Source organism: Chromobacterium alkanivorans (assembly GCF_016937655.1).
Classification (GTDB): Bacteria; Pseudomonadota; Gammaproteobacteria; order Burkholderiales; family Chromobacteriaceae; genus Chromobacterium; species Chromobacterium alkanivorans.
In genome coordinates, this window is sequence record NZ_JAFHKL010000018.1 from 25423 (window position 1) to 50253 (window position 24831).

General features: G+C 68.5%; 21 protein-coding genes. 20 read left to right on the forward strand and 1 reads right to left on the reverse strand.

Features of this window, described 5'->3' with window-relative positions; genetic code table 11:
- Nucleotides 1–70: 70 nt before the first annotated feature.
- The 13 genes from JW897_RS22390 to JW897_RS22450 all read left to right on the forward strand — a co-directional run bounded on the left by JW897_RS22390 (nucleotide 71) and on the right by JW897_RS22450 (nucleotide 16133).
- Nucleotides 71–1039, forward strand: coding sequence for a dipeptidase (locus JW897_RS22390; protein WP_205467698.1), 969 nt, complete (start codon nucleotides 71–73; stop codon nucleotides 1037–1039).
- A 250-nt stretch (nucleotides 1040–1289) separates the two neighbouring features.
- Nucleotides 1290–2351 (forward strand): HAD family hydrolase, encoded by a 1062-nt coding sequence (locus JW897_RS22395; RefSeq protein WP_118267032.1) that lies wholly within the window; start codon nucleotides 1290–1292, stop codon nucleotides 2349–2351.
- 108 nt (nucleotides 2352–2459) lie between these two features.
- Nucleotides 2460–3308, forward strand: coding sequence for a glycine betaine ABC transporter substrate-binding protein (locus tag JW897_RS22400; RefSeq protein ID WP_107732013.1), 849 nt, complete (start codon nucleotides 2460–2462; stop codon nucleotides 3306–3308).
- A gap of 179 nt (nucleotides 3309–3487) precedes the next feature.
- Nucleotides 3488–4021 carry a DUF5943 domain-containing protein gene (locus JW897_RS22405; protein ID WP_205467699.1) on the forward strand — a complete coding sequence of 178 codons (534 nt, stop codon included), beginning with the start codon at nucleotides 3488–3490 and terminating at the stop codon, nucleotides 4019–4021.
- Nucleotides 4022–4085: 64 nt separating this feature from the next.
- On the forward strand, nucleotides 4086–6146 hold the full coding sequence (locus tag JW897_RS22410; protein ID WP_205467700.1) for an NADH:flavin oxidoreductase: 2061 nt from the start codon (nucleotides 4086–4088) through the stop codon (nucleotides 6144–6146).
- A gap of 1 nt (nucleotide 6147) precedes the next feature.
- Nucleotides 6148–8073 (forward strand): DUF3483 domain-containing protein, encoded by a 1926-nt coding sequence (locus JW897_RS22415; RefSeq protein ID WP_205467701.1) that lies wholly within the window; start codon nucleotides 6148–6150, stop codon nucleotides 8071–8073.
- A complete protein-coding gene (locus tag JW897_RS22420) occupies nucleotides 8070–9173 on the forward strand; it encodes an electron transfer flavoprotein subunit alpha/FixB family protein (RefSeq protein ID WP_205467702.1) in 1104 nt (367 codons plus the stop codon). Before JW897_RS22415 ends, JW897_RS22420 begins: the two co-directional genes overlap by 4 nt.
- Nucleotides 9170–9940, forward strand: a complete 771-nt coding sequence (locus JW897_RS22425; RefSeq protein ID WP_205467703.1) for an electron transfer flavoprotein subunit beta — start codon at nucleotides 9170–9172, stop codon at nucleotides 9938–9940. The genes JW897_RS22420 and JW897_RS22425 overlap by 4 nt, the downstream gene beginning before the upstream one ends.
- A gap of 25 nt (nucleotides 9941–9965) precedes the next feature.
- Nucleotides 9966–11231, forward strand: a complete 1266-nt coding sequence (locus JW897_RS22430) for an aromatic ring-hydroxylating oxygenase subunit alpha (protein ID WP_205467704.1) — start codon at nucleotides 9966–9968, stop codon at nucleotides 11229–11231.
- A 1-nt stretch (nucleotide 11232) separates the two neighbouring features.
- Nucleotides 11233–12354: an FAD-binding oxidoreductase gene (locus tag JW897_RS22435; protein ID WP_338030585.1), complete on the forward strand. Its 1122-nt coding sequence runs from the start codon at nucleotides 11233–11235 to the stop codon at nucleotides 12352–12354.
- A 613-nt stretch (nucleotides 12355–12967) separates the two neighbouring features.
- Nucleotides 12968–14014: a quaternary amine ABC transporter ATP-binding protein gene (locus JW897_RS22440; protein WP_205467705.1), complete on the forward strand. Its 1047-nt coding sequence runs from the start codon at nucleotides 12968–12970 to the stop codon at nucleotides 14012–14014.
- Between the two features lie 80 nt (nucleotides 14015–14094).
- Nucleotides 14095–14958: an ABC transporter permease gene (locus JW897_RS22445; RefSeq protein WP_205467706.1), complete on the forward strand. Its 864-nt coding sequence runs from the start codon at nucleotides 14095–14097 to the stop codon at nucleotides 14956–14958.
- Between the two features lie 188 nt (nucleotides 14959–15146).
- On the forward strand, nucleotides 15147–16133 hold the full coding sequence (locus JW897_RS22450; RefSeq protein WP_048412300.1) for a GlxA family transcriptional regulator: 987 nt from the start codon (nucleotides 15147–15149) through the stop codon (nucleotides 16131–16133).
- Nucleotides 16134–16141: 8 nt separating this feature from the next.
- On the opposite strand, the gene JW897_RS22455 is transcribed toward JW897_RS22450, so the two are convergent.
- The gene (locus JW897_RS22455) at nucleotides 16142–16381 is read right to left on the reverse strand and encodes a hypothetical protein (RefSeq protein WP_205467707.1); all 240 of its coding nucleotides are present in this window, start codon (nucleotides 16379–16381) and stop codon (nucleotides 16142–16144) included.
- Between JW897_RS22455 and JW897_RS22460 the strand changes: the two genes are divergently transcribed.
- The 7 genes from JW897_RS22460 to JW897_RS22490 all read left to right on the forward strand — a co-directional run bounded on the left by JW897_RS22460 (nucleotide 16362) and on the right by JW897_RS22490 (nucleotide 24772).
- Nucleotides 16362–17300: a choline ABC transporter substrate-binding protein gene (locus JW897_RS22460; protein ID WP_205467708.1), complete on the forward strand. Its 939-nt coding sequence runs from the start codon at nucleotides 16362–16364 to the stop codon at nucleotides 17298–17300. The genes JW897_RS22455 and JW897_RS22460 overlap by 20 nt on opposite strands.
- 445 nt (nucleotides 17301–17745) lie before the next feature.
- Nucleotides 17746–18939: a formaldehyde dehydrogenase, glutathione-independent gene (fdhA, locus tag JW897_RS22465; protein WP_205467709.1), complete on the forward strand. Its 1194-nt coding sequence runs from the start codon at nucleotides 17746–17748 to the stop codon at nucleotides 18937–18939.
- Nucleotides 18940–19090: 151 nt separating this feature from the next.
- On the forward strand, nucleotides 19091–19534 hold the full coding sequence (locus JW897_RS22470; protein WP_205467710.1) for a hypothetical protein: 444 nt from the start codon (nucleotides 19091–19093) through the stop codon (nucleotides 19532–19534).
- Between the two features lie 87 nt (nucleotides 19535–19621).
- Nucleotides 19622–20107, forward strand: a complete 486-nt coding sequence (locus tag JW897_RS22475; protein ID WP_240352338.1) for a formate dehydrogenase subunit gamma — start codon at nucleotides 19622–19624, stop codon at nucleotides 20105–20107.
- Complete coding sequence (locus JW897_RS22480; RefSeq protein WP_205467711.1) at nucleotides 20101–21669, forward strand: formate dehydrogenase beta subunit; 1569 nt, start codon at nucleotides 20101–20103, stop codon at nucleotides 21667–21669. Before JW897_RS22475 ends, JW897_RS22480 begins: the two co-directional genes overlap by 7 nt.
- Nucleotides 21666–24539 carry a formate dehydrogenase subunit alpha gene (fdhF, locus tag JW897_RS22485; RefSeq protein WP_205467712.1) on the forward strand — a complete coding sequence of 958 codons (2874 nt, stop codon included), beginning with the start codon at nucleotides 21666–21668 and terminating at the stop codon, nucleotides 24537–24539. Before JW897_RS22480 ends, fdhF begins: the two co-directional genes overlap by 4 nt.
- On the forward strand, nucleotides 24536–24772 hold the full coding sequence (locus JW897_RS22490; RefSeq protein WP_205467713.1) for a formate dehydrogenase subunit delta: 237 nt from the start codon (nucleotides 24536–24538) through the stop codon (nucleotides 24770–24772). The genes fdhF and JW897_RS22490 overlap by 4 nt, the downstream gene beginning before the upstream one ends.
- The last annotated feature ends 59 nt before the right edge of the window (nucleotides 24773–24831 follow it).

The following is a 24831-nucleotide window of genomic DNA, read 5'->3' on the forward strand; positions in this document are numbered from 1 at the left end:
TTATTCAAAGTCCGCGGCGCTGCGGCGGGACAGTTGGACCGAGGCGTGGACAAGCTAGAAGGAGACGGCAATGGATTTGCACGCAGACGCGCTGGTGATAGACGGGCTGATCATCGCCAAATGGGCGCGCCCGGTGTTCGAGGACATGCGCCGCGGCGGGCTGAGCGCCGCCAACTGCACCGTGTCGGTGTGGGAGGGCTTTCAGGACACCATGAACAATATCGCCGAGATGAAGCGGCTGATCCGCGAGCACGACGAGCTGCTGACGCTGGCGCGCAGCGTCGCGGACATCCGCCACGCCAAGGCGGAGGGCCGCACCGGCATCATCCTGGGCTTCCAGAACGCCCACGCTTTCGAGGACAGGCTGGAATATGTCGAAGCCTTCGCCGACATGGGGGTGCGCGTGGTGCAGCTGTGCTACAACACGCAGAACCTGATCGGCACCGGCTGTTACGAGCGCGACGGCGGCCTGTCCGGCTTCGGCCGCGAAGTCATCGCCGAAATGAACCGCGTCGGCATCATGGTGGACCTGTCCCATGTGGGCGGTCTCACCTCGCGCGAAGCCATTCTGGCGTCGACGAAGCCGGTCTGTTATTCCCATTGCCTGCCTTCCGGTCTCAAGCCGCATCCGCGCAACAAGAGCGACGAGGAACTGCGTTTCATCGCCGATCACGACGGCTTCATCGGCGTCACCATGTTTCCGCCCTTTCTGCGCCGGGGGACCGCCGCCACCGTGGACGATTACGTGGAGGCCATGGATTACGTGATCGCGCTGGTCGGCGAAGATTGCGTCGGCTACGGCACCGATTTCACCCAGGGTTACGACCAGCGCTTCTTCGACTGGATCACCCACGACAAAGGCCGCTATCGCCGGCTGACCGATTTCGGCCCCATCCTCAACCCGGAGGGCATCCGCACCATAGGCGAAACGCCCAATCTGACCGCGGCGATGCAGCGGGCCGGCTGGCCGGAACGCAAGATACGCAAAGTGCTGGGCGAGAACTGGCTGCGGGTGTTCGGCGAGGTGTGGGGGGCTTAGCCCCCTGACAAAAGCGCTGCTCCTGCGTTGAGCCGCCTTGCGTGCAAGCGGCGCATGGGTGGTTCTATGAGCCTGTTCAAAGTCTCGCGAGCAAGGGCGAGACAAGGCGAAAACGAGCGAAAAAGCGGAATGTACGTTTGGTACATGAGCATTTTGAGCTTGTTTTTAACGCCGTATCGCTGAAGCGCAGCAGACTTTAAACAGGTTCTAAGGCGGGCCCGCCGCATCCGGGGCGCATTCAGGAGGATTTATGACGCAACTTAAAGTCTTGGGGGCTTTGTTGTTGTCGGCCGCGCTTTGGGCCCAGCCGGCGGCGGCGGAGACCGAGCTGAAGCACTGGCCGCCCAAGATCGCGGAACGGCTGAACGCCATGATCAAGGCCAATGCTCATAAGGGCGAATACGCGGTGTTCGACATGGACAACACCAGTTACCGCTACGATCTGGAAGAAGCGCTGCTGCCTTATATGGAAGCCAAGGGCTTGCTCAGCCGCGAGCGGCTGGACCCGTCCTTGAAACTGATTCCCTTCCGCGACGAGCCGGACCGGCCGGAGAGCCTGTACAGCTACTATCTGCGGCTGTGTGAGATAGACGAACTGATCTGCTACCCCTGGGCGGCGCAGGTGTTTTCCGGGCTGACGCTGCGCCAACTCAAGACCCAGGTGGACGCGCTGATGGCCAGCGGCGCCCCGGTGCCGGTCAGGTATTTCCATCAGGGCAAGCCGGTGGAGGGCAGCGTGCCGGCGCCGCGCGTGTTCACCGGCATGGTCGAGCTCTACACCAAGCTGCGGGAGAACGGCATCGCCGTCTACGTGATGACTGCGGCCAGCGAAGAACTGGTGCGTATGGTGGCCAGCGACCCGCGTTACGGCTACCGGGTGCCGCCGCAGAATGTGCTGGGCGTCAATCTGCTGCTGAAAGATCGAAGCAGCGGCGCGCTGACCACCTCGCGTTTGCAGATCAAGCGCGGCGGCTATGAGCCGGAACGCAATTTGGACCTGGAGCTGACCCCCTATCTGATGAACCCCATGACTTGGTACGAGGGCAAGGCCGGGACCATGCTGGGCTGGATAGACCAGTGGCGCAAGCCGGTGCTGGTGGCCGGCGACACGCCGCAGTCCGATGGCTACATGCTGCTGAACGGCGTCGATGCGGCCAAGGGCGGCTTGAGGATCTGGGTCGACCGCAAAGCGGGCTATTGGGATCAGATCCGCAGCTGGAGCCGGGAAGCGGCCAGGCAGCAGCGCAAGCTGGGCCTGCCGGCGACGGCGGACCGCAACTGGCTGGTGGTGAAGCCAGAGCAGATTCAATAAGCGCTGGAAGACGCGGAATGGGGGACATGAGCATTCTCACGCCGCTTGCAAGCTTGTATCGCCGACGCGCAGCAGATCGTAAACAGGTTCTTAAGGGAGGAAACAAATATGTTGAGGCAATGGTGTTGCATCATCCTGCTGCTCTTATGCGCGCCGGCCCAGGCGGCGGAGGCCCCGCCCGGCAAGCCCGTCATCAAGATCGGCTACGTCGAAGGCTGGGCCGACAGCGTGGTCACCACTCAAGTGGCGGCCCAGATCATTCGCGGCCGGTTGGGCCACCCGGTGGAGCTGGTGCCGGTGGCCGCCGGCATCATGTGGCAGGGCGTGGCGCGGGGCGATCTGGACGCCACGCTGTCGGCCTGGCTGCCGGTGACCCAGGGCGCGTATTACCGGCAGTTCAAGGGCAAGGTGCTGGACCTGGGACCCAATTACGCCGACGCCCGCATCGGCCTGGTTGTGCCGGACTATGTCGCCGCCCGCGCCATCGGCGATCTCAACGCCGCCCGGACGGCGCTGCTGGGCCGCATCGTCGGCATCGACGCCGGCGCCGGGGTGATGCAAAAGACCGAAGAGGCGATCAAGGCCTACCGGCTGAATTTGACGCTGATGCCCAGTTCCGGGCCGGGCATGACGGCGGAGCTGGCGCGCGCGATCAACGCCCGCAAGCCCATCGTGGTCACCGGCTGGGTGCCGCACTGGATGTTCGCCAAATGGAAGCTGCGCTTTCTCGACGATCCGCAAAAGGTGTTCGGCGAAGCCGAGCGCGTCAACAGCGTGGCCCACCCCGGCCTCAGCGCCAAAGCGCCGCAGGTGCTGGCCTTTCTGCAGCGTTTCCGCTGGCGGCCGGAGGAAATCGGTTCGCTGATGCTGGCGGTGGAAACCGGCGACAAGCCGGCCGCGGCGGCGGCGTCCTGGGTGCAGGCCCACCCGGCGCGGGTGGCCGAATGGGCGCCCTGAGCCGGGCGTGTTCAATGTTCTTCCTCCCCTTGGCGGACCGCGGTCCGCCTTTTTTGCGTTCGCGCCGCGCGGTGTCGGCCATGGGCAAAAACCGGTCGCGCCCGCGGCTCCGGCTCGGGATGGGCTGCGGCAACATGCCGGCAATGACGGGCTGCGCCCGGCTTGCACAGGAGAACGGCATGCAACCGCAACTTCCCATCGACGTGGACCCGGACAGCGGCGTCTGGCGCACCAACGGCCTGCCCATGCTGTACGTGCCGCGCCATTTCTTCATCAACAACCACCTGGCCATGGAGGCGGCGCTGGGCCGCCGCCAGTACGCGGACGCGCTCTACCAGGCCGGTTATCGCTCCGCTCATTTCTGGTGCGCCAGCGAGGCGGCCACCCACGGCCTGTCCGGCCTGGCGGTGTTCGAGCACTACCTGAGCCGGCTGTCCTTGCGCGGTTGGGGCCGTTTCCGCCTTCTGGAGGCCGACGCCGCCAGCGGCAACGCTCACATCCGGCTGGACCACTCCTGTTTCGTGCTGGCCCAGGGCGAGGCCGGCGCGCCGCAAAGCGAACACATGGCCTGCTATCTGTTCGCCGGCTGGTTCGCCGGCGCGATGGACTGGGTGGGGGAAGACCTGGGGCGCGATTACCGCACCGTCTGCCGCGAAAGCCAGTGCGCCGGACAGGACGCGCCGCATTGCGCGTTCACGGTCCACCCCTTGTAGAGCGCACTTTTCTCGGTCAGCGCGGCGGGGAAAACATACGTCAACAGACCCTTAGGAGCCGGCCATGTCTTACCCGCATTTGTTCGAACCCATCACCCTGAACCGGCTGACCTTGCGCAACCGCATCGTCAGCACCGCCCACGCCGAGGTCTACGCCGAAACCGGCGGCCTGCCGGGGGAGCGCTACATCCGCTATTACGAGGAGAAAGCCAAGGGCGGGCTGGGGCTGGCGATTTGCGGCGGCTCCAGCCCGGTGTCCATCGACAGCCCGCAGAGCTGGTGGAAGTCGGTGAACCTGGCCAGCGACGCGGTGATCGAGCCGCTGGCGCGGCTGGCCGAGGCCATGCACCGCCACGGCGCCAAGATCATGATCCAGGCCACCCATATGGGGCGACGCTCCAGCTATCAGGGCGAACACTGGCCGCATCTGCTCAGCCCCTCGGGCGTGCGCGAACCGGTGCACCGCGGCAACGCCAAGATCATGGAGGTGGAGGACATCCGCCGCGTGATCGCCGATTTCGCGCTGGCGGCGCGGCGGGTCAAGGCCGCCGGCCTGGACGGCGTCGAGATCGCCGCCGCCCACCAGCACCTGATCGATCAGTTCTGGAGCCCGCGCACCAATCAGCGCGACGACGAATGGGGCGGCAGCCTGGAAAACCGGCTGCGTTTCGGCATGGAAGTGCTGCAGGCGGTGCGCGCCGAGGTGGGCGCGGACTTCTGCGTTGGCCTGCGCATGTGCGGCGACGAATTCCACGAAGACGGCCTCAGCCACGACATGCTCAAGGAGATCGCCGCCCGCATGTCCGAAACCGGGTTGATCGACTACCTGTCGGTGATAGGCTCCGGCGCGGACACCCACAACAGCCTGGCCAACTGCATGCCGCCTATGGCCTTGCCGCCGGAGCCTTTCGTGCACCTGGCCGCCGGCATCAAGGCGGTGTCCAAGGTGCCGGTGATGCACGCGCAGAGCATACGCGACCCGGTGCAGGCGGAGCGCATCCTGGCCGCCGGCATGGTGGACATGGTGGGCATGACCCGCGCCCACATGGCCGATCCGCACCTGGTGATCAAGATCCGCGACGGCAGGGAGGACCAGATCCGCCAGTGCGTGGGCGCCAACTACTGCATAGACCGCCAGTACTACGGCCAGGACGTGCTGTGCATCCAGAACGCCGCCACCAGCCGCGAGGCCAGCATGCCGCATCTCATCGCCCCGGCGCCGAGGCAGCGCCGGGTCGTGGTGGTGGGCGCCGGGCCGGCCGGTCTGGAGGCGGCGCGGGTGGCGCGCGAGCGCGGCCACGAGGTGGTGCTGTTCGAGCGGCAGCCGCAGGTGGGCGGCCAGATCCTGCTGGCGGCCCGGGCGCCGCAGCGCGAACAGATGGCCGGCATCGTGCGTTGGCTGGACATGGAAATCCAGCGTCTGGGGGTGGACCGCAGGCTGGGCGCGGCGGCGGACCGCTCCATGATCATGGACCAGCGGCCGGACATCGTGGTGCTGGCCACCGGCGGCCGTCCGCACACCGGCCAGGTGCCGGCCTGGGGCGTGGCCGAGGGGCTGGCCGTTAGTAGCTGGGACATTCTGTCCGGCCAAGTGGAACCGGCCGGCAAGGTGCTGGTTTACGACGCGCTGGGCGGCCACGCCGGCTTCGGCGTCGCCGACTATCTGGCCAGCCGCGGCAGCCTGGTGGAAATCGCCACCCCGGAGGTGAAAGTGGGCGAGGACACCGGCGGCACCACCTTTCCCATTTTCTACCGGCGGCTGTACGCGCAAGGCATCATCCCCACCCCCAATGTCTGGCTGGAAGGAGTGTACGCCGAGGGCGACAAGAGAATCGCCGTGCTGCGCAATGAATACACCGAGGCGCTGGAGGAGCGGGAAGTGGACCAGGTGGTGATAGACAACGGCGTGCTGCCCGACGACGCCTTGTACCGGCAACTGAAGCCGCTGGCCAGGAACCGCGGCCAGACCGATGTGCGGGCGCTGTTCGCCGCCGAGCCGCAACCCTGTCTGGACTGGCCGCTGGAGGACGGGGAGTTCCTGCTGTTCCGCGTAGGCGATTGCGTGTCCATGCACAATATCCACGGCGCGCTCTACGACGCGCTGCGGCTGGTCAAGGATTTCTGACATGAGTTTTCCCCATCTCCTCAGCGGCCTGTTCTGGCTGGGCGCCTTGTTGCTGGCCGCCGGGCTGCTCCGGCGCGCGCGGCTGTGGCGGCGGGGGCGCGCCGCGCCGGCGTCCTGGCTCGGCCTGCTGGCCGCGCCCAGGCGCTACTTCGTCGATCTGCACCGCGTGGTGGCCCGCGATCCGGCCGCGGCGCGCGCCCACGTGGCGGCGGCCGGCGGCGGAACGGCGGCGCTGCTGCTGATCGCGCTCAATTACGGCCTGTTGCTGCACCAGCGCTGGCTGGATCTGCTGCTGGCGACGGCGGCGGCGCTGATGCTGGCCGGCGCGGCGCTGATGCGTGCCCGCCGCCGCCCGCCGCCGGCCCGGCTGTCGCAGGGCGCGTGGCAGCAATTGCCGGCCTTGCTGGCCTGTTTCGCCTTGGGCGCGCTGTTGGCCGCGGCGCTGGCCGGCGGCGAGCTCTGGCTGAGCGCCGCCGGGCAAGGTCTGGCCGCGGTCGCTCTGCTGCTGCTGACGCTGGGCGGCGCGGAGCTGGCGCTGGGCATAGGCCTGGGCCGGCCGATGAAGCACGCGGTGGCCGGCTTGCTGCACCTGGCCTTCCACCCGCGCGCCGAGCGCTTCGCCGGCAAGTCCGCCGACCTGAAGCCCTTGAACCTGGCCGCCGGCGAGCTGGGCGCGGCGCGGGCGGAGGATTTCGCCTGGAACCGCCTGCTGTCCTTCGACGCCTGCGTGCAATGCGGCAAGTGCGAAGCCGCCTGTCCGGCCTTCGCCGCCGGCCAGCCGCTGAACCCCAAGCGCCTGATCCAGGATCTGGTGGCGGCGATGGGCGGCGGCGGCCCGGCCTACGCCGGCAGCCCGCATCCGGGTCGGCCGGCGGCCGCGAGCGCGGACCGGGACATCGTCGGCAGCGCGCTGGCGGCGGACACCTTGTGGTCCTGCACCACCTGCCGCGCTTGCGTGGAAAGCTGCCCGATGCTGATAGAGCACGTCGACGCGGTGATCGATCTGCGCCGGCATCTGACCCTGGCGCGCGGCGAGCTGCCGGGCAAGGGCGCGGCGGCGCTGGCCAATCTGCGCCATACCGACACCGTCGGCGGCCATCCGCTGCGCGCCCGCTACCACTGGGCGGCGGATCTGGATCTGCCCTTGCTGCGCGAGGGCGAGGCCGTCGATTGGCTGCTGCTGGCGGGCGAGGGCGCGTTCGACATGCGCTATCAGCGCGCCTTGCGCGCCTTGCTGACCGTACTCAAGGCCGCCGGCCTGCGCGTGGCGGCGCTGGGCGAGGCCGAGCGCGACTGCGGCGACCTGGCGCGCCGGCTGGGCGACGAGGCCGGTTTTCAGCGGCTGGCGCAAGCCAATATCGCCACGCTGGCCCGCTATCGCTTCGCCCGCATCGTCACGCCGGACCCGCATGTCTTCCATTGCCTGGCTAATGAATATCCGACGCTGGGCGGCCGTTACGAAGTCTGGCACCACAGCCGGCTGCTGGCGCGGCTGCTGGAGACGCGGGCGATCAGGGTGCGGCCCCGCGCCTCGGCCGCGCCGCTGAGCTATCACGATCCCTGTTATCTCGGCCGCTACAACGACGCTTACGACGCGCCGCGCCGCGTTTTGGCCTGCATCGGCATCCAGGTGCTGGAGATGGAGCGTTCCGGCCGCGACGCCCGCTGTTGCGGCTGGGGCGGCGGCGCGGCCTTCACCGATATTCCCGGGGCGCGCCGCGTGCCGGACATGCGCATGGACGATGTCCGCGCCGCCGGCGCCGACCGCGTGGCGGTGGCCTGCCCCAATTGCACCGCGATGCTGGAAGGCGTCGGCGGCGCGCGGGCGGAGGTGGTGGAATTGGCGGAACTGGTGGCGGAGCGCCTGCTGGACGCCGGCCATGAGCCGGCGCAAGGGCAAGGCGCGGTCGAGAGGGAGGTGGTATGAAGAGCAGGACGCAAACCGCGCCGCGGGTGGACCCGCGGCGGCCCTGGGTGCGCTCGCCGGGCGGGCTCAAGCGCATCGTGCTGGGCGAGGACGGCGGCCGGCGCGACGCGCCGCCCGCGGCAAGCATGGCGGCGGCCAAGCCCTTGCGCAGCGCCGGGCCGTTCGACGGCCGGGTGCTGGTGGTGGCGCACGCCGAACGCGGCCAGCTGGACGAGGCGGCGCGCGAGGCCATCGCCGCCGCCGCCCTGTTGGCCGGCCCGCGGGAGGAGGTGCTGGCGGTCTTGTTCGGCATGGACGGCTGCGCCGACGCCGAACTGGCCGAACTGGCGCTGGACCGCGCGCTGACGCCGGCCGACCCGGGCTTCGCGCCGGAGGCCAAGCTGGCCTTGCTGCGGCGGCTGTGGCGGCAAGAGACGCCGCGTCACATCCTGTTCGCCGACCGCGGCGACGACGCCGACCTGGGCCGGCGCTTCGCCTGCCGCGAGCGCTTGTCGGTGTTGACCGACATCGTGGAAATCGCCGCCGACGGCGCGCGCCGCCGCCGGCCGGGCGCGGGCTTCAGCGTGCACGCCCCCGCCGAGACGCTGCTGCTGGCGCGCGGCGTCGCCGATGCCCGGCTGCCCTTCGTCGGGCTGGGACGCCGGCAGGCCGGCGCGACGGAGGCGGCGGCGGAGCGGGTGAGGGATCTGGGCAGCGTCGTCAGCCCGGCCTCGCAGCTGGCGCTGGAGGAGGCGGACCTGATTCTGGCCGCCGGCAACGGGGTCAGCGACGTGCCGGCCTTCCTGCGGCTGGCGGCAACCATGGGCGCGGCGGTGGGCGCGTCGCGGGTGGCGGTGGACGACGGGCGCTTCCGCCGCGAGCAGCAAGTGGGCGCCACCGGCCGCAGCGTGCAGGCCAGCGCCTATCTGGCGCTGGGCATCTCCGGCGCGGTGCAGCATCTGCAAGGCATCAAGGCCTGTCGCCACGTGATCGCGGTCAATCTGGACGCGGCCGCGCCCATGGTCAAACGGGCGGACCTGAGCGTCATCGACGACTGCCAGTCCTTCATCCACGCCTTGCAGGCCTTGTTGGAGCGAGAAGGCAAGGAGGCGCGCTCATGAACCAGACAGTCTTTGCCGCCGGCGCGGAAGCGAAAACGGCGGTGTTGGTGGCGCCGGCGGCGCATCCGGTCAGCGGGCGGCCCTGCGCCGGCGCGGGCGACCTGGCCGCGCTGGCGCTGGCGCGCCGCCTGGGCCGCGCCTTCGTCGTGCTGCACGCCGGGGCCGCGGACAAGGACGCGCTGGCCGACTACCTGGCCCAGGGCGCGGCGGCCATCACCGTGCTGGACTTGCCGGCGGACAGCGACCCGACGCCGGCGCTGATCGCCGCGCTGGGCGGCTTCGAACTGATTCTGTGCGGCGAGCGTTCCGGCGGCGGCGAGGCGTCGGCGCTGCTGCCCTATCTGCTGGCGGAAGGCCTGGACCGTCCCTTGCTGCCCGGGGTGCTGGAACTGAGCGAGGCGGACGGGGAGTGGCGGGCGCTGCAGGGCCTGGCCAAGGGCCGGCGGCGGCGGCTGGCGGCCCAGGCGCCGCTGCTGGCCAGCGTCAAGCCGGACGGCGCGGAGCCGCGCTGGTCCTGGGCCGGCTTGCAGCGCGGCGTGCTGACGCGGCGGACGGCGGCGGGGGCGCCCATGCCCGCGCCCAGGCTGGAGCCGGCGCGGCGCGCGCGGGCGCTGGCGGCGCAGCGCGGCAGCGGCCTGGAGCGTCTGCTGGGGGCGATCGCCGGCGAGGCGGCCGGCGGCGGGCGCGTCGTAAAACAGGGGGATTCCGTCGAGAAAGCGCAAGCGGTGCTGGATTACCTGCGGCAACATCAGCTCGTCGATTTTTGAGCGGCCCGCCTTGGAGGTGAGATACATGTCCCACAGCGTCATTTCCGTTCCTTCCGCGGCCCCGCTGCGCGAACTGCTGGCCCGCCGCCGGCCCGGCTTCAGCCTGGAGGCGCCGTTCTACCATTCGCCGCAGGTGTTCGAAGCCGACCTCGAATACATCTTCCGCCGTCACTGGATTTACGTCGGCGTCAGCGCGGAAATACCGGAGCCGGGCGACTACCTGACCGTGGAACTGGGCCGCGACCCCATCCTGATCCTGCGCGACGACGACATGGCCGTCCGGGCCTTTCACAATGTCTGCCGCCACCGCGGCTCGCGGCTGTGCGCCGAGCGCCAGGGCTCGGTGGGCAATCTGGTCTGCCCCTATCATCAATGGACTTACGATCTGTCCGGCCGGCTGATCTTCGCCGACCACATGGCGGACGGTTTCGACCCCTCGCATCACAGCCTCAAGCCGGTGGCGCTGAAAAACCTGGAAGGGCTGCTGTTCATCTGTCTGGCCGAACAGCCGCCGGAGGACATCGACGAGATGATGGGCCGGATGGCGCCTTATCTCGCGCCGCACCGCATCGACGACTGCAAGGTGGCGGCCCAGGTGGACATCGTCGAGACCGGCAACTGGAAGCTGACGATGGAGAACAACCGCGAGTGCTATCACTGCACCAGCAACCATCCGGAGCTGACCGTCTCGCTGTACGCCTACAGCTACGGCTTCGCGCCCAGGGCGGAACAGGCGGCCGGGCTGGCCGATTACCAGCGCGTCGTCGCCGATAGCCACGCGCGCTGGGAGGCCGGCGGGCTGCCGTCGGCCGAAATCGACCGCCTGTCCGAGACGTCCGGTTATCGCGCGATGCGCATGCCGCTGGACCGCAAGGGCCAGTCCCAGACCGTGGACACCGGCGCGGCTTGCCGCAAGCTGCTGGGCGAGCTGCGCGACCCGGCGTCTGGCGGCCTGTCGTTCTGGACCCAGCCCAACTCCTGGCACCATTTCATGGCCGACCACATCGTTACTTTCGCCGCCTTGCCGCTGTCGGCGGAAAGCACGCTGGTGCGCACCAGCTGGCTGGTGCACAAGGACGCGGTCGAGGGCGTGGACTACGAGGTGGACAATCTCACCCGGGTGTGGCGGGCTACCAATCTGCAGGACCGCCGGCTAGTGGAGGAGTCGCAGCGCGGCGTCAACGGCTCCGCTTATCGCCCCGGGCCTTACTCGCCGTACACCGAGGCGCTGGTGGAAAAATTCACCGACTGGTATGTGCAGCGGCTGGGCCATGGCCTGGAGCGAGGATAACGTGAGCACGGACCATGTGCAGTCGGCCGGCCAGCCGGATTATCGGCCAATGCCCGCCGACCCGCCGCTGTGGCGGGCCGGCGAAGACAGCGCGCTCGTCTGCGTGCAGGCGCGGGAAGAAACCTATGACGTGAAAACCTTCGTGTTCCGCGCCGAGCCGCCGCGTCGTTTCCACTACCAGCCCGGCCAGTTCGTCACGCTGGAGCTGGACATCGCCGGCGTCGCGGTCAACCGCTGCTATACGCTGTCGTCCACGCCCACCCGGCCGGACCGGGTGTCCATCACCGTCAAGCGCATTCCCGGCGGCGTCGTCTCCGGCTGGCTGCACGAGCATTTGCGGCCGGGGATGACGCTGCGGGCGCTGGGGCCTGCCGGCGAATTCAGCTATGCGCGCCACGCCGGCGCGCCGTATCTTTTTTTGTCCGCCGGCAGCGGCATCACCCCGCTGATGTCGATGAGCCGGGCGTTGACCGATCTGGCCGCCGACGCCGATATCCTGTTCGTGCACAGCGCCCGCTCGCCGCGCGACATCGTGTTCCGCAAGGAGCTGAGCCTGCTGGCCAGCGCCCACCCCGGCTTCCGCCAGGCGGTGATTTGCGAGCACAGGACGGGCGAGCCGGACTGGGCCGGCCTGATCGGCCGGCTGGATCGGGCGCTGATCGAACGCCTGGCGCCGGACCTGCACGCGCGCCAGGTGTTCTGCTGCGGCCCCGCGCCCTATATGGCCGCGGTGCGCGAGCTGTTGCGCCAGTGCGGTTTCGATATGGCCCGCTATCACGAGGAAAGCTTCAGCTTCGCCGAACTCGGCGCCGCGCAGCCGGACCAGCCGGCGCGGACGCCGCCGGTCGGCGCCGAGGGCGGCGGCTTCAAGGTTCGTTTCGCCAAAATGGGGGACGAGTTGGCGGTGGCGCCGGGGCAGACGGTGTTGGCGGCGGCGCTGGCCCAGGGCATGCGGCTGCCGTCCTCCTGCACCCGCGGCGTGTGCGGCAGCTGCAAGACTCGCCTGCTGGAGGGGCGGGTGGACATGCGGCATCAGGGCGGCATCCGGCCGCGCGAAGTGGAGCAGGGCTATTTCCTGCCTTGCTGCAGCTTGCCGTTGAGCGATTTGGTGATCGACCGCTAGGCCCTGAGAACCTGTTTACGATCTGCTGCGCGTCGGCGATACGGCGTTAAAAACAAACTCAAAATGCTCATGTACCGTATGTACACTCCGCTTTTTCGCTTGTTTTCGCCTTGTCTCGCCTTAGCTCGCGAGATCGTAAACAGGCTCTGAGAAGCCGTTGACGATCTGCTGCGCGTCGTGGAGCCTGGCGCGGAGAGTCAGGCTTCGAAACGCTATCTGCCACGACTACGTTTCGCCTCCTCCGCGGTTTTCATCTGACTCCGCTCCCGCTCGCGAGACTTTGGCGAGGCGTAGAGAACGCGTTCGCCGCCGCTCCGCTTCCACGCCTGCCCGCTCCGGCCGCGGCAGGCGTTTGCTTTTTGCGCAGCGGGCGGCGGATTGCGGTTTTTTTACGACACTGTCGGCTGCCGCAAGGACCGCGACGGCGATGAAAGCGGGCGATGAGGCCCGCAGCGGCTGGTTTTGCGGGCGGATGTCGGATTCAGACGGCTTGTTGTCGGAATACCGTTATTTGGCGCAGCCCTTACTTCCTATCGTGAACCTTGATTTACATTAAACATTCGTCGCTTTATCCACCGTCGCCGCGTCAGCGGCCGCGCCGAAGGAGACAGGGATGCAGTCGGGCAAGATCGAGGTCAGGAATCTCTACAAGGTATTCGGCGGCAAGACGGCGGAAGTGATGCGCCTGCTGCGGACCGGGGAACGCAAGGACGAAGTGTTCCGGCGTACCGGGGCGGTGGTGGGCGTCAACGACGTGTCCTTCTCGGTGCAGGCCGGCGAAATCTTCGTGCTGATGGGCTTGTCCGGCTCCGGCAAGTCCACGCTGATCCGCCTGATCAACCGTCTGCTGGAGCCTAGCGCCGGCCAAATCCTGCTGGACGGCCAGGATCTGACCCGGCTGACGCCCAGGCAGCTGGTGGCGCTGCGCCGCCGCGACATGAGCATGGTGTTCCAGAGCTTTGCGCTGATGCCGCACCGGACGGTGTTGGACAACGCCGCCTTCGGCCTGGAAATCGCCGGCGTCGCGCGCAAGGCGCGCGAGGCGCGGGCGCTGGAAGTGCTGGAGCAAGTGGGGCTGGCGCCGTTTGCCGGCAAGCACCCGTACGAACTCTCCGGCGGCATGCAGCAGCGCGTGGGCCTGGTGCGCGCGCTGGCGGTCAACCCCTCGCTGATGCTGATGGACGAGGCTTTCTCGGCGCTGGATCCGCTCAAGCGCGCCGAGATGCAGGACCTGCTGCTGCAATTGCAGCGCGAGCAGCGCCGCACCATCGTCTTCGTTTCCCATGATCTGGAAGAGGCGCTGCGCATAGGCAGCCGCATCGCCATCATGGAGGGCGGCCGGCTGGTGCAAGTGGGCAGCCCGCGCGAAATCATCGAACGTCCGGCCGACGATTACGTGCGCGACTTCTTCAAGAGCGTGGACACCTCGCGCTATCTGCAGGCCAAGGACCTGATCGAGGCCGCGTCGCCGTCGCGCGTCGACGGCGCGCCGCACGTGGCGCCATCCTGTAGCCTGTCCGACGTGTTGCAGCGGCTATTGGGCCAGACCGAGCCCTTGCTGGTGCGCGACGACGACGGCCGCTGTCTGGGGGTGATCACGCCCAGCAGCGTGCTCAACAAGCTGTCCCAGCACCGCCTGAGCGCGGCCGCCCATCACTGAACCCAAGGGGCGCCGCGGCCACGGAGGCGGAACGGCCTTCGCGGTTCCGGACGCGCCCGGCGAGACGAGGAACACGCCGCATGGCCGAGACCAGCCCCCAGACTCCGCTGCCGATAGGCAGCTGGGTCAACCAGATCATCCACTTTCTGCTGGAAAACAACGCCGGCGCCTTCGACGCCATCGGCGGCGGCATCGACTGGTTCGCCACCCAGGTGGAGGCCCTGTTGCTGGGCGTGCCGCCGCTGGCGCTGGCCGGCCTGTTCGCTGGCGTCGGCCTGTGGCGGCTGGGCTGGAAGTTCGCCGTCTTCGTCTGCGCCGCGCTGGGCCTGATCTGGGCCACCGGCTTCTGGAGCCAGACCGTCTCCACGCTGGCGCTGACCTTGTCCGCCACCTGCGTCAGCCTGCTGCTGGGGGTGCCGGTGGGCATCTGCTGCGCGCGCCGGCGGCTGGTCAACGCCTTGGTGCGTCCGGCGCTGGACTTCATGCAGACCATGCCGGCTTTCGTTTATCTGATTCCCGCGGCAATGTTCTTCGGACTGGGGCGGGTGCCGGGCATTCTGGCCACCGTGGTGTTCGCAGTGCCGCCGGCGGTGCGGCTGACCAGCCTGGGCATCCGCCAAGTGAACAAGGAACAGGTGGAGGCCGGCAACGCGTTTGGCTGCACCTCCTGGCAGCTGCTGTTCAAGGTGCAGCTGCCCATCGCGCTGCCGTCCATCATGGCGGGCGTCAACCAGACCATCATGATGGCGCTGTCCATGGTGATCATCGCGTCCATGGTGGGCGCCGGCGGCCTGGGCAACGATGTCTTGGCCAGCATCCAGCGGCTGGACGTGGGCCTGGGCTTCGAGAGCGGGCTGGCGGTGGTGTTGTTGGCCATCATCCTGGACCGGATCACCGAAAGCTTCGGCCGCGCGCCGGCGGCGGGCGCCGATGCCGACGGCTGAGAGCCTGTTCGCCAGTTCGCGAGCGGAGAGAGCGAGAGACAAGAACCGCCGAGAAAGCGGCTTCGATCAAGTGGCGCATGAGCAGTTCCGAAGGCGTACTCACCGTATCAGGCTCCACCGCGCGCGGCAGGCCGCGAGCAGCTTGGGAGCCGGCAACACTCCTTGCAACGCATACCCTGGAGGTCGTGATGGGACCGCAACAGATCGCCTCGTTGTCGCATATCGCCTTTTTGCTGCTCGATCAATTCTCCATGATCGCGTTCTCCAACGCGGTGGAGCCGCTGCGCATGGCCAACTACCTGTCGCGCAAGAAATTGTACCGCTGGAGCCTGCTGTCGGCGGACGGCGAGCCGGTCAGCGCCAGCAACGGCCTGAGCCTGTCGCCGGTGGCGGTGCCGGGCAGCCCGCAGCAGTACGACATGCTCATCGTCTGCGGCGGTTGCCAGGTGCGCGACGCGGCCACCGACAAGGTGCAGTCGCTGATCCGCCGCTTCGCCGCCCAGGGCGTGCCCTTGGGCGCCATCTGCACCGGCACCTTTGCGCTGGCCCGGGCCGGGGTGCTGAACGGCTACCGTTGCGCCATCCATTGGGAAAACCTGCTGTCCATCAGCGAGGAGTTTCCCCGCACCCAGTTCACCTCGGACCTGTTCGTGCTGGACCGGGACCGCTTCACCTGTAGCGGCGGCACCGCGCCGCTGGACTTCATGTGCCATTTGATCCGCCACAAGGGCGGCAAGAGCCTGGCGGCCGATGTCTCGGTGCAATTCATCGTGGACCGGCTCCGCGACGACGGTGACCGCCAGCACATCCCGCTGCTGGCGCGCATCGGCACCGGACACGAGGCCTTGCTGGACGCCGCGCTGTCGATGGAGAGCAATATCGAGAACCCGCGCTCGCTGGAACATCTGGCGGCGGAGCTGGGGGTGTCGCTGCGCCATCTGGAGCGGCTGTTCAAGCGCTATCTGAGCACCACGCCGGCGCAGTACTACCTGGATCTCCGCCTGCGCCGGGCGCGGGAACTGCTGTTGCAAACCAATATGAGCGTGATGGAGGTCACCGTGGCCTGCGGCTTCCTGTCCTCCTCGCATTTTTCCAAGTCCTATCGCGGGCTGTTCGGCTACCCGCCCAGCCGCGAGCGACAGCAATATCTGGTGGCGGCGGGCGCGATCGCCTAAGAGTCTGTTCATAATCTGCTGCGCTGCGGCGATACGGCGTTGAAAACCTCTTCGAAATGCTCATGTACCACGCGTACATTCCGCTTTCTCAGCCGTTTTCGCCTTGTCTCGCTCTTGCTCGCAAGATTTTGAACAGGCTCTAAGGCCTTGTCGACGGTCGGCCGCATCGCGGCGAGGCAGCGGCCGCCGCGCGGATTTTCGCCATCTTCGCTGCCGGGGAGTGAATGCATGAACAGAATCAAAGCCATGTTCGCGGCGTTGTTGCTGGCCGCCTGCGGCGGCGCGCTGGCCCAGGAGCCGGCCGCATGCCGCAATGTGCGTTTCGTCGACGTGGGCTGGACCGACATCGCCGCCACCACCGGGCTGGCCAGTGTGGTGCTGGAGGCCTTGGGCTATCGCCCGGTCACCACCATCGCCTCGGTGCCCATCGCGTTTTCCGGCCTCAAGAGCAAGCAGATCGACGTCTTCCTGGGGTATTGGAACCCGTCGATGACGCCGCTGATCGAGCCCTTCCTCAAGGCGGGCCAGGTCAAGGTGCTGGCCGAGCCCAATCTGACCGGGGCCAAGTACACGCTGGCGGTGCCGGACTACGTCGCCGCCGCCGGCCTGCGCGACTTCAAGGACATCGCCCGCTTCAAGGCGCAGCTGGACGGCAAGATCTACGGCATCGAAGCCGGCAACGACGGCAATCGGCTGATAGACGGCATGATCCGCGCGCGGCAGTACGGGTTGGGCGGCTTCAGGCTGGTGGAATCCAGCGAGGCCGGCATGCTGGCCGAACTGGAACGCGCGGTGCGTCAGAAAAAGTGGATGGTGTTCCTGGCTTGGGAGCCGCATCCGATGAACGTCAGGCACAAGCTGCGCTATCTGTCCGGCGGCGACGCGGTGTTCGGCCCCAATTTCGGCGCGGCGAAGGTGTTTACCGCGGTGCCGCCGGATTACGAGGCGCGCTGTCCCAATGTCGGCCGGCTGCTGCGCAATCTGCGCTTCAGCACCGATATGGAGAACCGGGTGATGGGGCCGATCATGGACAAGATCAGGCCGGAGACCGCGGCGCGGGATTATCTGAAAAAGAATCCGGCCGCGCTGGCCGGCTGGCTGGCGGGGGTCAACACTTTCGATGGCCGGCCGGGGCTGAGCGTCGTCGGCCAGGCGCTGGCGCGCTGAGAGCCTGTTTACGATCTGCTGCGCGTCGGCGATACCGCGTTGAAACCAACTTCGAAATGCTCATGTACCTTATGTACATTCCGCTTTCTCAGCTGTTTTCGCCTTGTCTCGCCTTAGCTCGCGAGATCGTAAACATGTTCTGAGAAGCTGTTTACGCGCGGCTGCGCGTTGGCGATACGGCGTTGCGAATGGCTGCGGCTTTGCTCATTTGCCGCTTGTAAACGCCGCTTGCTCAGCGGCTCTCGCCTGGTCTCGCCCTTGCTCGCGAGACTTTGAAGCGGTTCCGAGCCGGCATGGCGCGATTGATCGCAAAGAGGTCGCTTTGACTCAAGGCCGGCGGCGGGTTTTTTCCTAGCATCGGGAGCAGATGCCGCTGGAGCCCGGCAGTGACGATGGGCGGCGGCCGGAACGCCGGCCGTGCCGGCGCGGCAGCGAGGAGACAGTGATGACAGGCAATCGCGGAGTGGTGTACATGGCGCCGGGCCAGGTGGAGGTGCGGCCGATTCCCTTTCCGGAACTGGCGTCCCCGGCCGGGCGCAAGCTCGGCCACGGCGTCATTCTCAAGGTGCTGAGCACCAATATCTGCGGCTCGGATCAGCATATGGTGCGCGGCCGCACCACGGCGCCGGCCGGGCTGGTGCTGGGGCATGAAATCACCGGCGAGGTGATCGAGGCGGGCGGCGATGTGGAAACGCTGCGCATCGGCGATCTGGTGTCGGTGCCGTTCAACGTGGCCTGCGGCCGCTGCCGCTGCTGCAAGGAGCAGCACACCGGGGTGTGCCTGTCGGTGAATCCGGCGCGGGCCGGCGGCGCTTACGGCTATGTCGACATGGGCGGCTGGGTGGGCGGCCAGGCGGAATACGTGATGGTGCCTTACGCCGACTTCAATCTGTTGAAGTTTCCGGACCGGAACCAGGCGCTGGACAAGATCCGAGACCTGACCTGCCTGTCCGACATCCTGCCCACCGGCTATCACGGCGCGGTGTCGGCCGGCGTCGGGCCGGGCAGCACCGTCTATGTGGCCGGCGCCGGCCCGGTGGGCTTGGCGGCGGCGGCTTCCGCGCGCCTGCTGGGCGCGGCGGTGGTCATCGTCGGCGACGTCAACCCGGCGCGGCTGGCCCACGCCCGCGCCGTCGGTTTTGAAACCGCGGATCTGTCGCTGGACGCGACGCTGGGCGAGCAGATCGCCGCCATCCTGGGCGCGCCGGAAGTGGATTGCGCGATCGACGCCGTCGGTTTCGAGGCGCGCGGCCACGGCCACGCCGGTTCGCGGCAGGAGGCTCCGGCCACCGTGCTCAACGCCTTGATGGAAGTGACGCGCGAGGCCGGACGCATCGGCATACCCGGCCTCTACGTCACCGACGACCCCGGCGCCGCGGACGAGGCGGCCAAGCAGGGCAGCCTGTCGGTGCGCTTTGGCCTGGGCTGGGCCAAGTCGCACAGCTTCTTCACCGGCCAGACTCCGGTGATGAAGTACAACCGCGCGCTGATGCAGGCGATTCTGTGGGACCGCATCCCCATCGCCGAAGTGGTGGGCGTGGAGATCATCAGCCTGGACAACGCGCCCAGGGGCTACGCCGAATTCGACGGCGGCGCGCCGAAGAAATTCGTCATCGATCCGCATGGGCAGCTGCGTTAGTCTGCTTTGTTGGCTGGGGATGGGCGGCCTGGTCCTGGACGCGAATGCCTGGGACCTGTCCGCGACCAGCCCGCTGCCGGGCGGCATCGCGCCCGGGCAGCGCATTGTGGCGCCAAGGGCGAGCCTGGGTCCCGGGCTGCCGTCAACGCCCTTGACGAGCGACGTCACTCCGCCTGAGGACGAAGCCGCGCTGGTCTACGGGGCCTACCGGAGCCGCCTCTTGAATCCCGAGGCGATTCGGGCGCATGCTGAATCCCGGCTCAGCGACATCCGCGCCAGCGAGTTGAGCGCTTACCGCCTCGAGGGCATCGTGCCGCAGGGACCGAAGCGGCGCGGGCCCTGGAGCAGCTTCGACTGGGTGTTCACCCGGCCCGACGGCGTGTTGCTGGTGTTGAGCGAATGGGATTTCGTCGCCGACGGCGGCGGCGTGCTGGCGCTGCGGGAAGACATGAATATGAGCGTGCGAGGCCATCCTGCCCGCTTTCAGCTCCGGAGCACCCCCTCCGGCAAGCGGGTGTCCGAGCTGAGCTGGGCCAGCCGGCAAAAGCTTTACAGCCTCAAAGTATGGGACGAGGTCGGCCCCGATGCGCGGTAAACCTATAATTCGGCTTGGCTGCTGCGTCTGGCCGAGCAGATCAGGTAAGCGAAGCAGGGGGCCAGCTTGCACTCACTGGGAATCGCCATGCCCTTGACTACAGAACAACAGTCGCGCATCGCCGCGCTGGTATCGGATCACCAAGCGCAGCCGGGCGGTTTGCTGCCCTTGCTGCACGCCGTGCAGGACGAGTTGGGCCATGTGCCGGACGCGGCGACGCCGGACATCGCCCGCGCCTTTCGTCTGAGCCAGGCCGAGGTGCGCGGCGTGCTCAGCTTCTACCACGATTTCCGCGGCGAGCCGCCGGCGCGCCATGAGCTGCGGCTATGCCGGGCGGAGGCCTGTCAGAGCATGGGCTCGGAGGCGCTGGCGCAAAGGCTGCGCGCGCGCACCGGCCTGGACGACTCCGGCCGCAGCGCCGACGGTGGCCTGGAACTGCGGCCGGTGTACTGTCTGGGCGCCTGCGCCTGCGCGCCGGCCTTGTTGCTGGACGGCGAATTGCACGCGCGCGTCGACGCCGCCGCGTTGGACGCCTTGCTGGCCGGCTGTCTGGAGGAGGGCGACGGATGCTGAGCTTCCATCTGCCCTGTGATTCCGCGGCGCGGGCGGTGGGCGCGGACCTGAGCGCGCAGGCGCTGGCCGACGCCGCGGCGCGACGCGGCCTGGAAGTGGAGATCCGGCGCAATAGTTCGCGCGGCCTGTACTGGCTGGAGCCCTTGCTGGAACTGGACACGCCGCAAGGCCGCGTCGGCTTCGGCCCGCTGACGGCGGAACAGGCGGACAGCGTGCTGGGCGCCGTGCTGCACGCGGACGGCAAGCACCCGCTGGCGCTGGGTCTGCTGGAGAGCTTGCCCTATCTGGCCGGCCAGCAGCGTTTGCTGTTCGCGCGCGCCGGGCTGACCCGGCCGCTGTCGCTGGACGATTATCTGGACCACGGCGGCTATCGCGGCCTGTCCCACGCGCTGGAGCTGGGCGAAGAGGGCGCGCTGGACTGCGTGCTGGAGTCCGGCCTGCGCGGCCGCGGCGGCGCGGCCTTTCCCGCCGGCCTCAAATGGCGAACCGTCCGCGAGGCGGCGGCGGACCGCAAATACGTGGTATGCAACGCCGACGAAGGCGATTCCGGCAGTTTCGCCGACCGCATGCTGATGGAGGGCGACCCCTTCCTGCTGATCGAGGGCATTACCATCGCGGCGCTGGCGGTGGGCGCGAGCCGCGGCTACATCTATGTTCGCTCCGAATACGCGGCGGCGGCGGCGACGCTGGAACAGGCGCTGGCGATCGCCCGCCAGCGCGGCTACCTGGGCCCCGATCTGCAGGGCAGCGGCCGCGAGCTGGAGCTGGAAGTCCGCCTGGGCGCGGGCGCGTATATCTGCGGCGAAGAAACGTCCATGCTGGAGTCGCTGGAGGGCCGGCGCGGCGAAGTCAGGGCCAAGCCGCCGCTGCCCGCGGTCAGCGGCCTGTTCGGCCGTCCCACCCTGGTGCACAACGTGCTGACGCTGGCCTCGGTGCCGACCATCCTGGCCCGCGGCGCGCCGTTTTATCGAGACTTTGGCGTCGGCCGCTCGCGCGGCACCATGGCGTTTCAGCTGGCCGGCAATGTGCGGCGCGGCGGCCTGGTGGAGCGCGGCTTCGGCCTGAGCCTGCGCGAGTTGATCGAGGACTACGGCGGCGGCTGCGCCAGCGGCCGGCCGGTCAAGGCGGCGCAGGTGGGCGGGCCGCTGGGCGCCTGGCTGAGGCCGGAGCAGTTCGACACCGCGCTGGACTACGAAGCCTTCGCCGCCGTTGGCGCCATGTTGGGCCACGGCGGCGTGGTGGTGTGCGACGACAGCGTCGACATGGCGCGCATGGCGCGTTTCGCCATGCGGTTTTGCGCAGAGGAGTCCTGCGGCAAATGCACGCCCTGTCGCATCGGCTCCACCCGCGGCGTCGAGGTGATAGACCGGCTGCTGACGGCCGGCGACGCGGCGGAGCGAGGGAGGCAGTGGTCCTTGCTGCGCGATTTGTGCGAGATCATGCGGCACGGTTCGCTGTGCGCGCTGGGCGGCTTGACGCCCTTGCCGGTGCTGAGCGCGGCGCGGGGCTTTCCCGCGGATTTCGGCCTGGACCCGGCCATCGTCGAGGAGGAGGCGCCATGAGCTGCCAGTTTGACCCCACGCTTGTTCCGACGGAGGACCTGGGCACGCCGGCGCGAGAGGGCGCGCCGGTGAGCCTGAGCATAGACGGCGTCGACATCACCGTGCCGGCCGGCACCTCGGTGCTGCGCGCCGCCGCGCTGCAGGGCGCGCGCCTGCCCAGGCTGTGCGCCACCGACAGCCTGGAGCCGTTCGGCTCCTGTCGCATGTGCCTGGTGGAGATAGAAGGCCAGCGCGGCTATCCGGCCGCCTGCACCACGCCGGTGAGCGCGGGCATGATGGTGCGCACCCAGAGCGAGGCGCTGGCCAGGCTGCGGCGCGGGGTGATGGAGCTGTACGTGTCCGATCACCCCTTGGATTGCCTGGGCTGCGCCGCCAACGGCGCTTGCGAACTGCAGACCGTGGCCGGCCAGGTGGGGCTGCGCGAAGTGCGTTACGGCCTGGCCGGCGCCAACCACCTGGCCGAGGCCAAGGACGAGTCCAACCCTTATTTCGATTACGATCCGGCCAAGTGCATCGTCTGCAACCGCTGCGTGCGCGCCTGCGAGGAAACCCAGGGCACTTTCGCTTTGAGCATCGTCGGACGCGGCTTCGATGCCCGCGTCCGCGCCGCCGGCGGCGAGGACTTCCTCGGCTCGGAGTGCGTGTCCTGCGGCGCTTGCGTGCAAGCCTGTCCCACCGCCACGCTGGTGGAGAAAAGCGTGATCGCGCAGGGGCAGCCGGAGCGCAGCGTGGCGACCACCTGCGCTTATTGCGGCGTGGGCTGCGGCTTCCGCGCCGAACTCAAGGGCGAGCGGGTGGTGAGGATGACGCCGGACCGGGACGGCCGCGCCAATCACGGCCATTCCTGCGTCAAGGGCCGCTTCGCCTGGGGCTACGCCACCCACCCGGACCGCATCGTCAAACCCATGCTGCGCGCCGGCATTCACGAACCCTGGCGGGAAGTGAGCTGGGAGCAGGCGCTGGAGCATGTGGCCAGCGAGTTCCGCCGGCTGCAATCGCGCTATGGTCGGGACGCCGTCGGCGGCATCAGCTCCAGCCGCTGCACCAATGAGGAAACCTATCTGGTGCAGAAGCTGGTGCGCGCCGCCTTCGGCAACAACAATATCGACACCTGCGCCCGTGTCTGCCATTCGCCCACCGGCTACGGTCTCAAGCAGACCCTGGGCGAATCCGCTGGCACCCAGGATTTCGATTCGGCGCTGAGCGCGGACGTGATCCTGGTGATAGGCGCCAATCCCAGCGACGCCCACCCGGTGTTCGGCTCGCTGCTGCGACGGCGGTTGCGCGAGGGCGCGCGGCTGATCGTCGTCGACCCGCGCCGCATTGATCTGGCGGATTCGCCGCACGCGGCGCCGGCGCTGCACCTGGCGCTGCGGCCCGGCAGCAATGTGGCGGTGCTTAACGCGCTGGCCCACGTAGTGGTGAGCGAGGGGCTGCTGGATCAGGACTTCATCGACCGGCGCTGCGAGGCCGAGGCCTTCCGGCGTTGGCGCGATTTCGTCGCCGAACCGGACAACGCGCCGGAGCGCGTCGCCGAAGTCTGCGGCGTGCCGGCGGCGCTGATCCGCGAGGCGGCGCGGCTGTACGCCGGCGGCGGCAACGCCGCCATCTACTACGGCCTGGGCGTCACCGAGCACAGCCAGGGCAGCACCGCGGTGATGGCCATCGCCAATCTGGCCATGGCCACCGGCAACCTCGGCCGCGCCGGCGTCGGCGTCAACCCGCTGCGCGGCCAGAACAATGTGCAAGGCTCCTGCGACATGGGCTCCTTCCCGCACGAGCTGCCCGGCTACCGCCATGTGTCCGACGACGGCGTGCGCGCGCGCTTCGAGGCGGACTGGGGCGTCTCGCTGCAGCCGGAGCCGGGGCTGCGGATTCCCAATATGCTGGACGCGGCGCTGGACGGTGGTTTCAAGGGCCTGTACTGCCAGGGCGAGGACATCGCGCAGAGCGATCCCAACACCCAGCACGTGGCCGCCGCGCTGACGGCGATGGAGTGCGTGGTGGTGCAGGATCTGTTCCTGAACGAAACCGCCAAGTACGCCCACGTCTTCCTGCCGGGCAGCTCCTTCCTGGAAAAGGACGGCACCTTCACCAATGCCGAGCGGCGCATCTCGCGGGTGCGTCGGGCGATGCGCCCCTTGGCCGGCAAGGCGGACTGGGAGGTGACCGCGGCGCTGGCGGCGGCGCTGGGCTATCCGATGGCTTATGCGCACCCGTCCGAGATCATGGACGAGATCGCGCGGCTGACGCCCAGCTTCGCCGGGGTCAGCTACGACAAGCTGGACCGGCTGGGCAGCCTGCAATGGCCGTGCAACGAGGCGGCGCCCGAGGGCACGCCGGTGATGCACGTCGACAGTTTTTCCCGCGGGCTGGGGCGCTTCGTGCTCACCCGCTACGTGGCCACGACGGAGCGGGCCGGCAAGCGTTTTCCCTTGCTGCTGACCACCGGGCGGATTCTCAGCCAGTACAATGTCGGCGCGCAGACGCGGCGCACCGATAACCGGGTCTGGCACGCCGAGGACAGGCTGGAAATCCATCCGACCGACGCCGAGGACCGCGGCATCGTCGACGGCGACTGGGTGGCGGTGCGCAGCCGCGCCGGCGACACCGCCTTGCGCGCCAAGGTGACGGAGCGGGTGGCGCCGGGCGTGGTGTACACCACTTTTCACCATCCGGAGTCCGGCGCCAATGTGGTGACCACCGACAACTCGGACTGGGCCACCAACTGCCCGGAATACAAGGTCACCGCGGTGGAGGTGAACAAGACCGGGCGGCCGTCGGACTGGCAGCGCCGCTTCCATGGTTTCGGCGACGAGCAGCAAAAGCTGCTGGCCGCCGCCAGGCGGGCGGGGAGCGAGGCGGAATGAGGCCGCAGCCGCTGGTGAAGATGGCCAACGAAATCGCGCGCTTCTTCGAGAACACGCAGGGCGACGACGCGGCGGCCGAAGTCGCCCAGCATCTGCGGCGCTTCTGGACGCCGGCGATGCGGGAAGCCCTGCTGGCGCACTGGCGCGCCGCCGGCGGGGACAGCGGTTTGACGCCGCTGGCGGCGCGGGCCTTGGCGTGTCTGGAGGACTCGCCAGGCAAGGCGGCGCGATAAGTCGTGGTTTGTTAGGCTTGGCGCCAGCCTGTCTGCTGGGCTGCGCGAACGACAAAGAA

Coding starts and splice junctions, on each gene's coding strand:
- JW897_RS22440 (WP_205467705.1), top strand. CDS start 12,968: ATGCAGTCGGGCAAGATCGAGGTCAGGAATCTCTACAAGGTATTCGGC.
- JW897_RS22420 (WP_205467702.1), top strand. CDS start 8,070: ATGAAGAGCAGGACGCAAACCGCGCCGCGGGTGGACCCGCGGCGGCCC.
- JW897_RS22400 (WP_107732013.1), top strand. CDS start 2,460: ATGTTGAGGCAATGGTGTTGCATCATCCTGCTGCTCTTATGCGCGCCG.
- JW897_RS22450 (WP_048412300.1), top strand. CDS start 15,147: ATGGGACCGCAACAGATCGCCTCGTTGTCGCATATCGCCTTTTTGCTG.
- JW897_RS22445 (WP_205467706.1), top strand. CDS start 14,095: ATGGCCGAGACCAGCCCCCAGACTCCGCTGCCGATAGGCAGCTGGGTC.
- JW897_RS22475 (WP_240352338.1), top strand. CDS start 19,622: ATGCCCTTGACTACAGAACAACAGTCGCGCATCGCCGCGCTGGTATCG.
- JW897_RS22405 (WP_205467699.1), top strand. CDS start 3,488: ATGCAACCGCAACTTCCCATCGACGTGGACCCGGACAGCGGCGTCTGG.
- fdhA (WP_205467709.1), top strand. CDS start 17,746: ATGACAGGCAATCGCGGAGTGGTGTACATGGCGCCGGGCCAGGTGGAG.
- JW897_RS22390 (WP_205467698.1), top strand. CDS start 71: ATGGATTTGCACGCAGACGCGCTGGTGATAGACGGGCTGATCATCGCC.
- JW897_RS22480 (WP_205467711.1), top strand. CDS start 20,101: ATGCTGAGCTTCCATCTGCCCTGTGATTCCGCGGCGCGGGCGGTGGGC.
- JW897_RS22415 (WP_205467701.1), top strand. CDS start 6,148: ATGAGTTTTCCCCATCTCCTCAGCGGCCTGTTCTGGCTGGGCGCCTTG.
- JW897_RS22410 (WP_205467700.1), top strand. CDS start 4,086: ATGTCTTACCCGCATTTGTTCGAACCCATCACCCTGAACCGGCTGACC.
- fdhF (WP_205467712.1), top strand. CDS start 21,666: ATGAGCTGCCAGTTTGACCCCACGCTTGTTCCGACGGAGGACCTGGGC.
- JW897_RS22455 (WP_205467707.1), bottom strand. CDS start 16,381: ATGGCTTTGATTCTGTTCATGCATTCACTCCCCGGCAGCGAAGATGGC.
- JW897_RS22430 (WP_205467704.1), top strand. CDS start 9,966: ATGTCCCACAGCGTCATTTCCGTTCCTTCCGCGGCCCCGCTGCGCGAA.
- JW897_RS22425 (WP_205467703.1), top strand. CDS start 9,170: ATGAACCAGACAGTCTTTGCCGCCGGCGCGGAAGCGAAAACGGCGGTG.
- JW897_RS22395 (WP_118267032.1), top strand. CDS start 1,290: ATGACGCAACTTAAAGTCTTGGGGGCTTTGTTGTTGTCGGCCGCGCTT.
- JW897_RS22490 (WP_205467713.1), top strand. CDS start 24,536: ATGAGGCCGCAGCCGCTGGTGAAGATGGCCAACGAAATCGCGCGCTTC.
- JW897_RS22460 (WP_205467708.1), top strand. CDS start 16,362: ATGAACAGAATCAAAGCCATGTTCGCGGCGTTGTTGCTGGCCGCCTGC.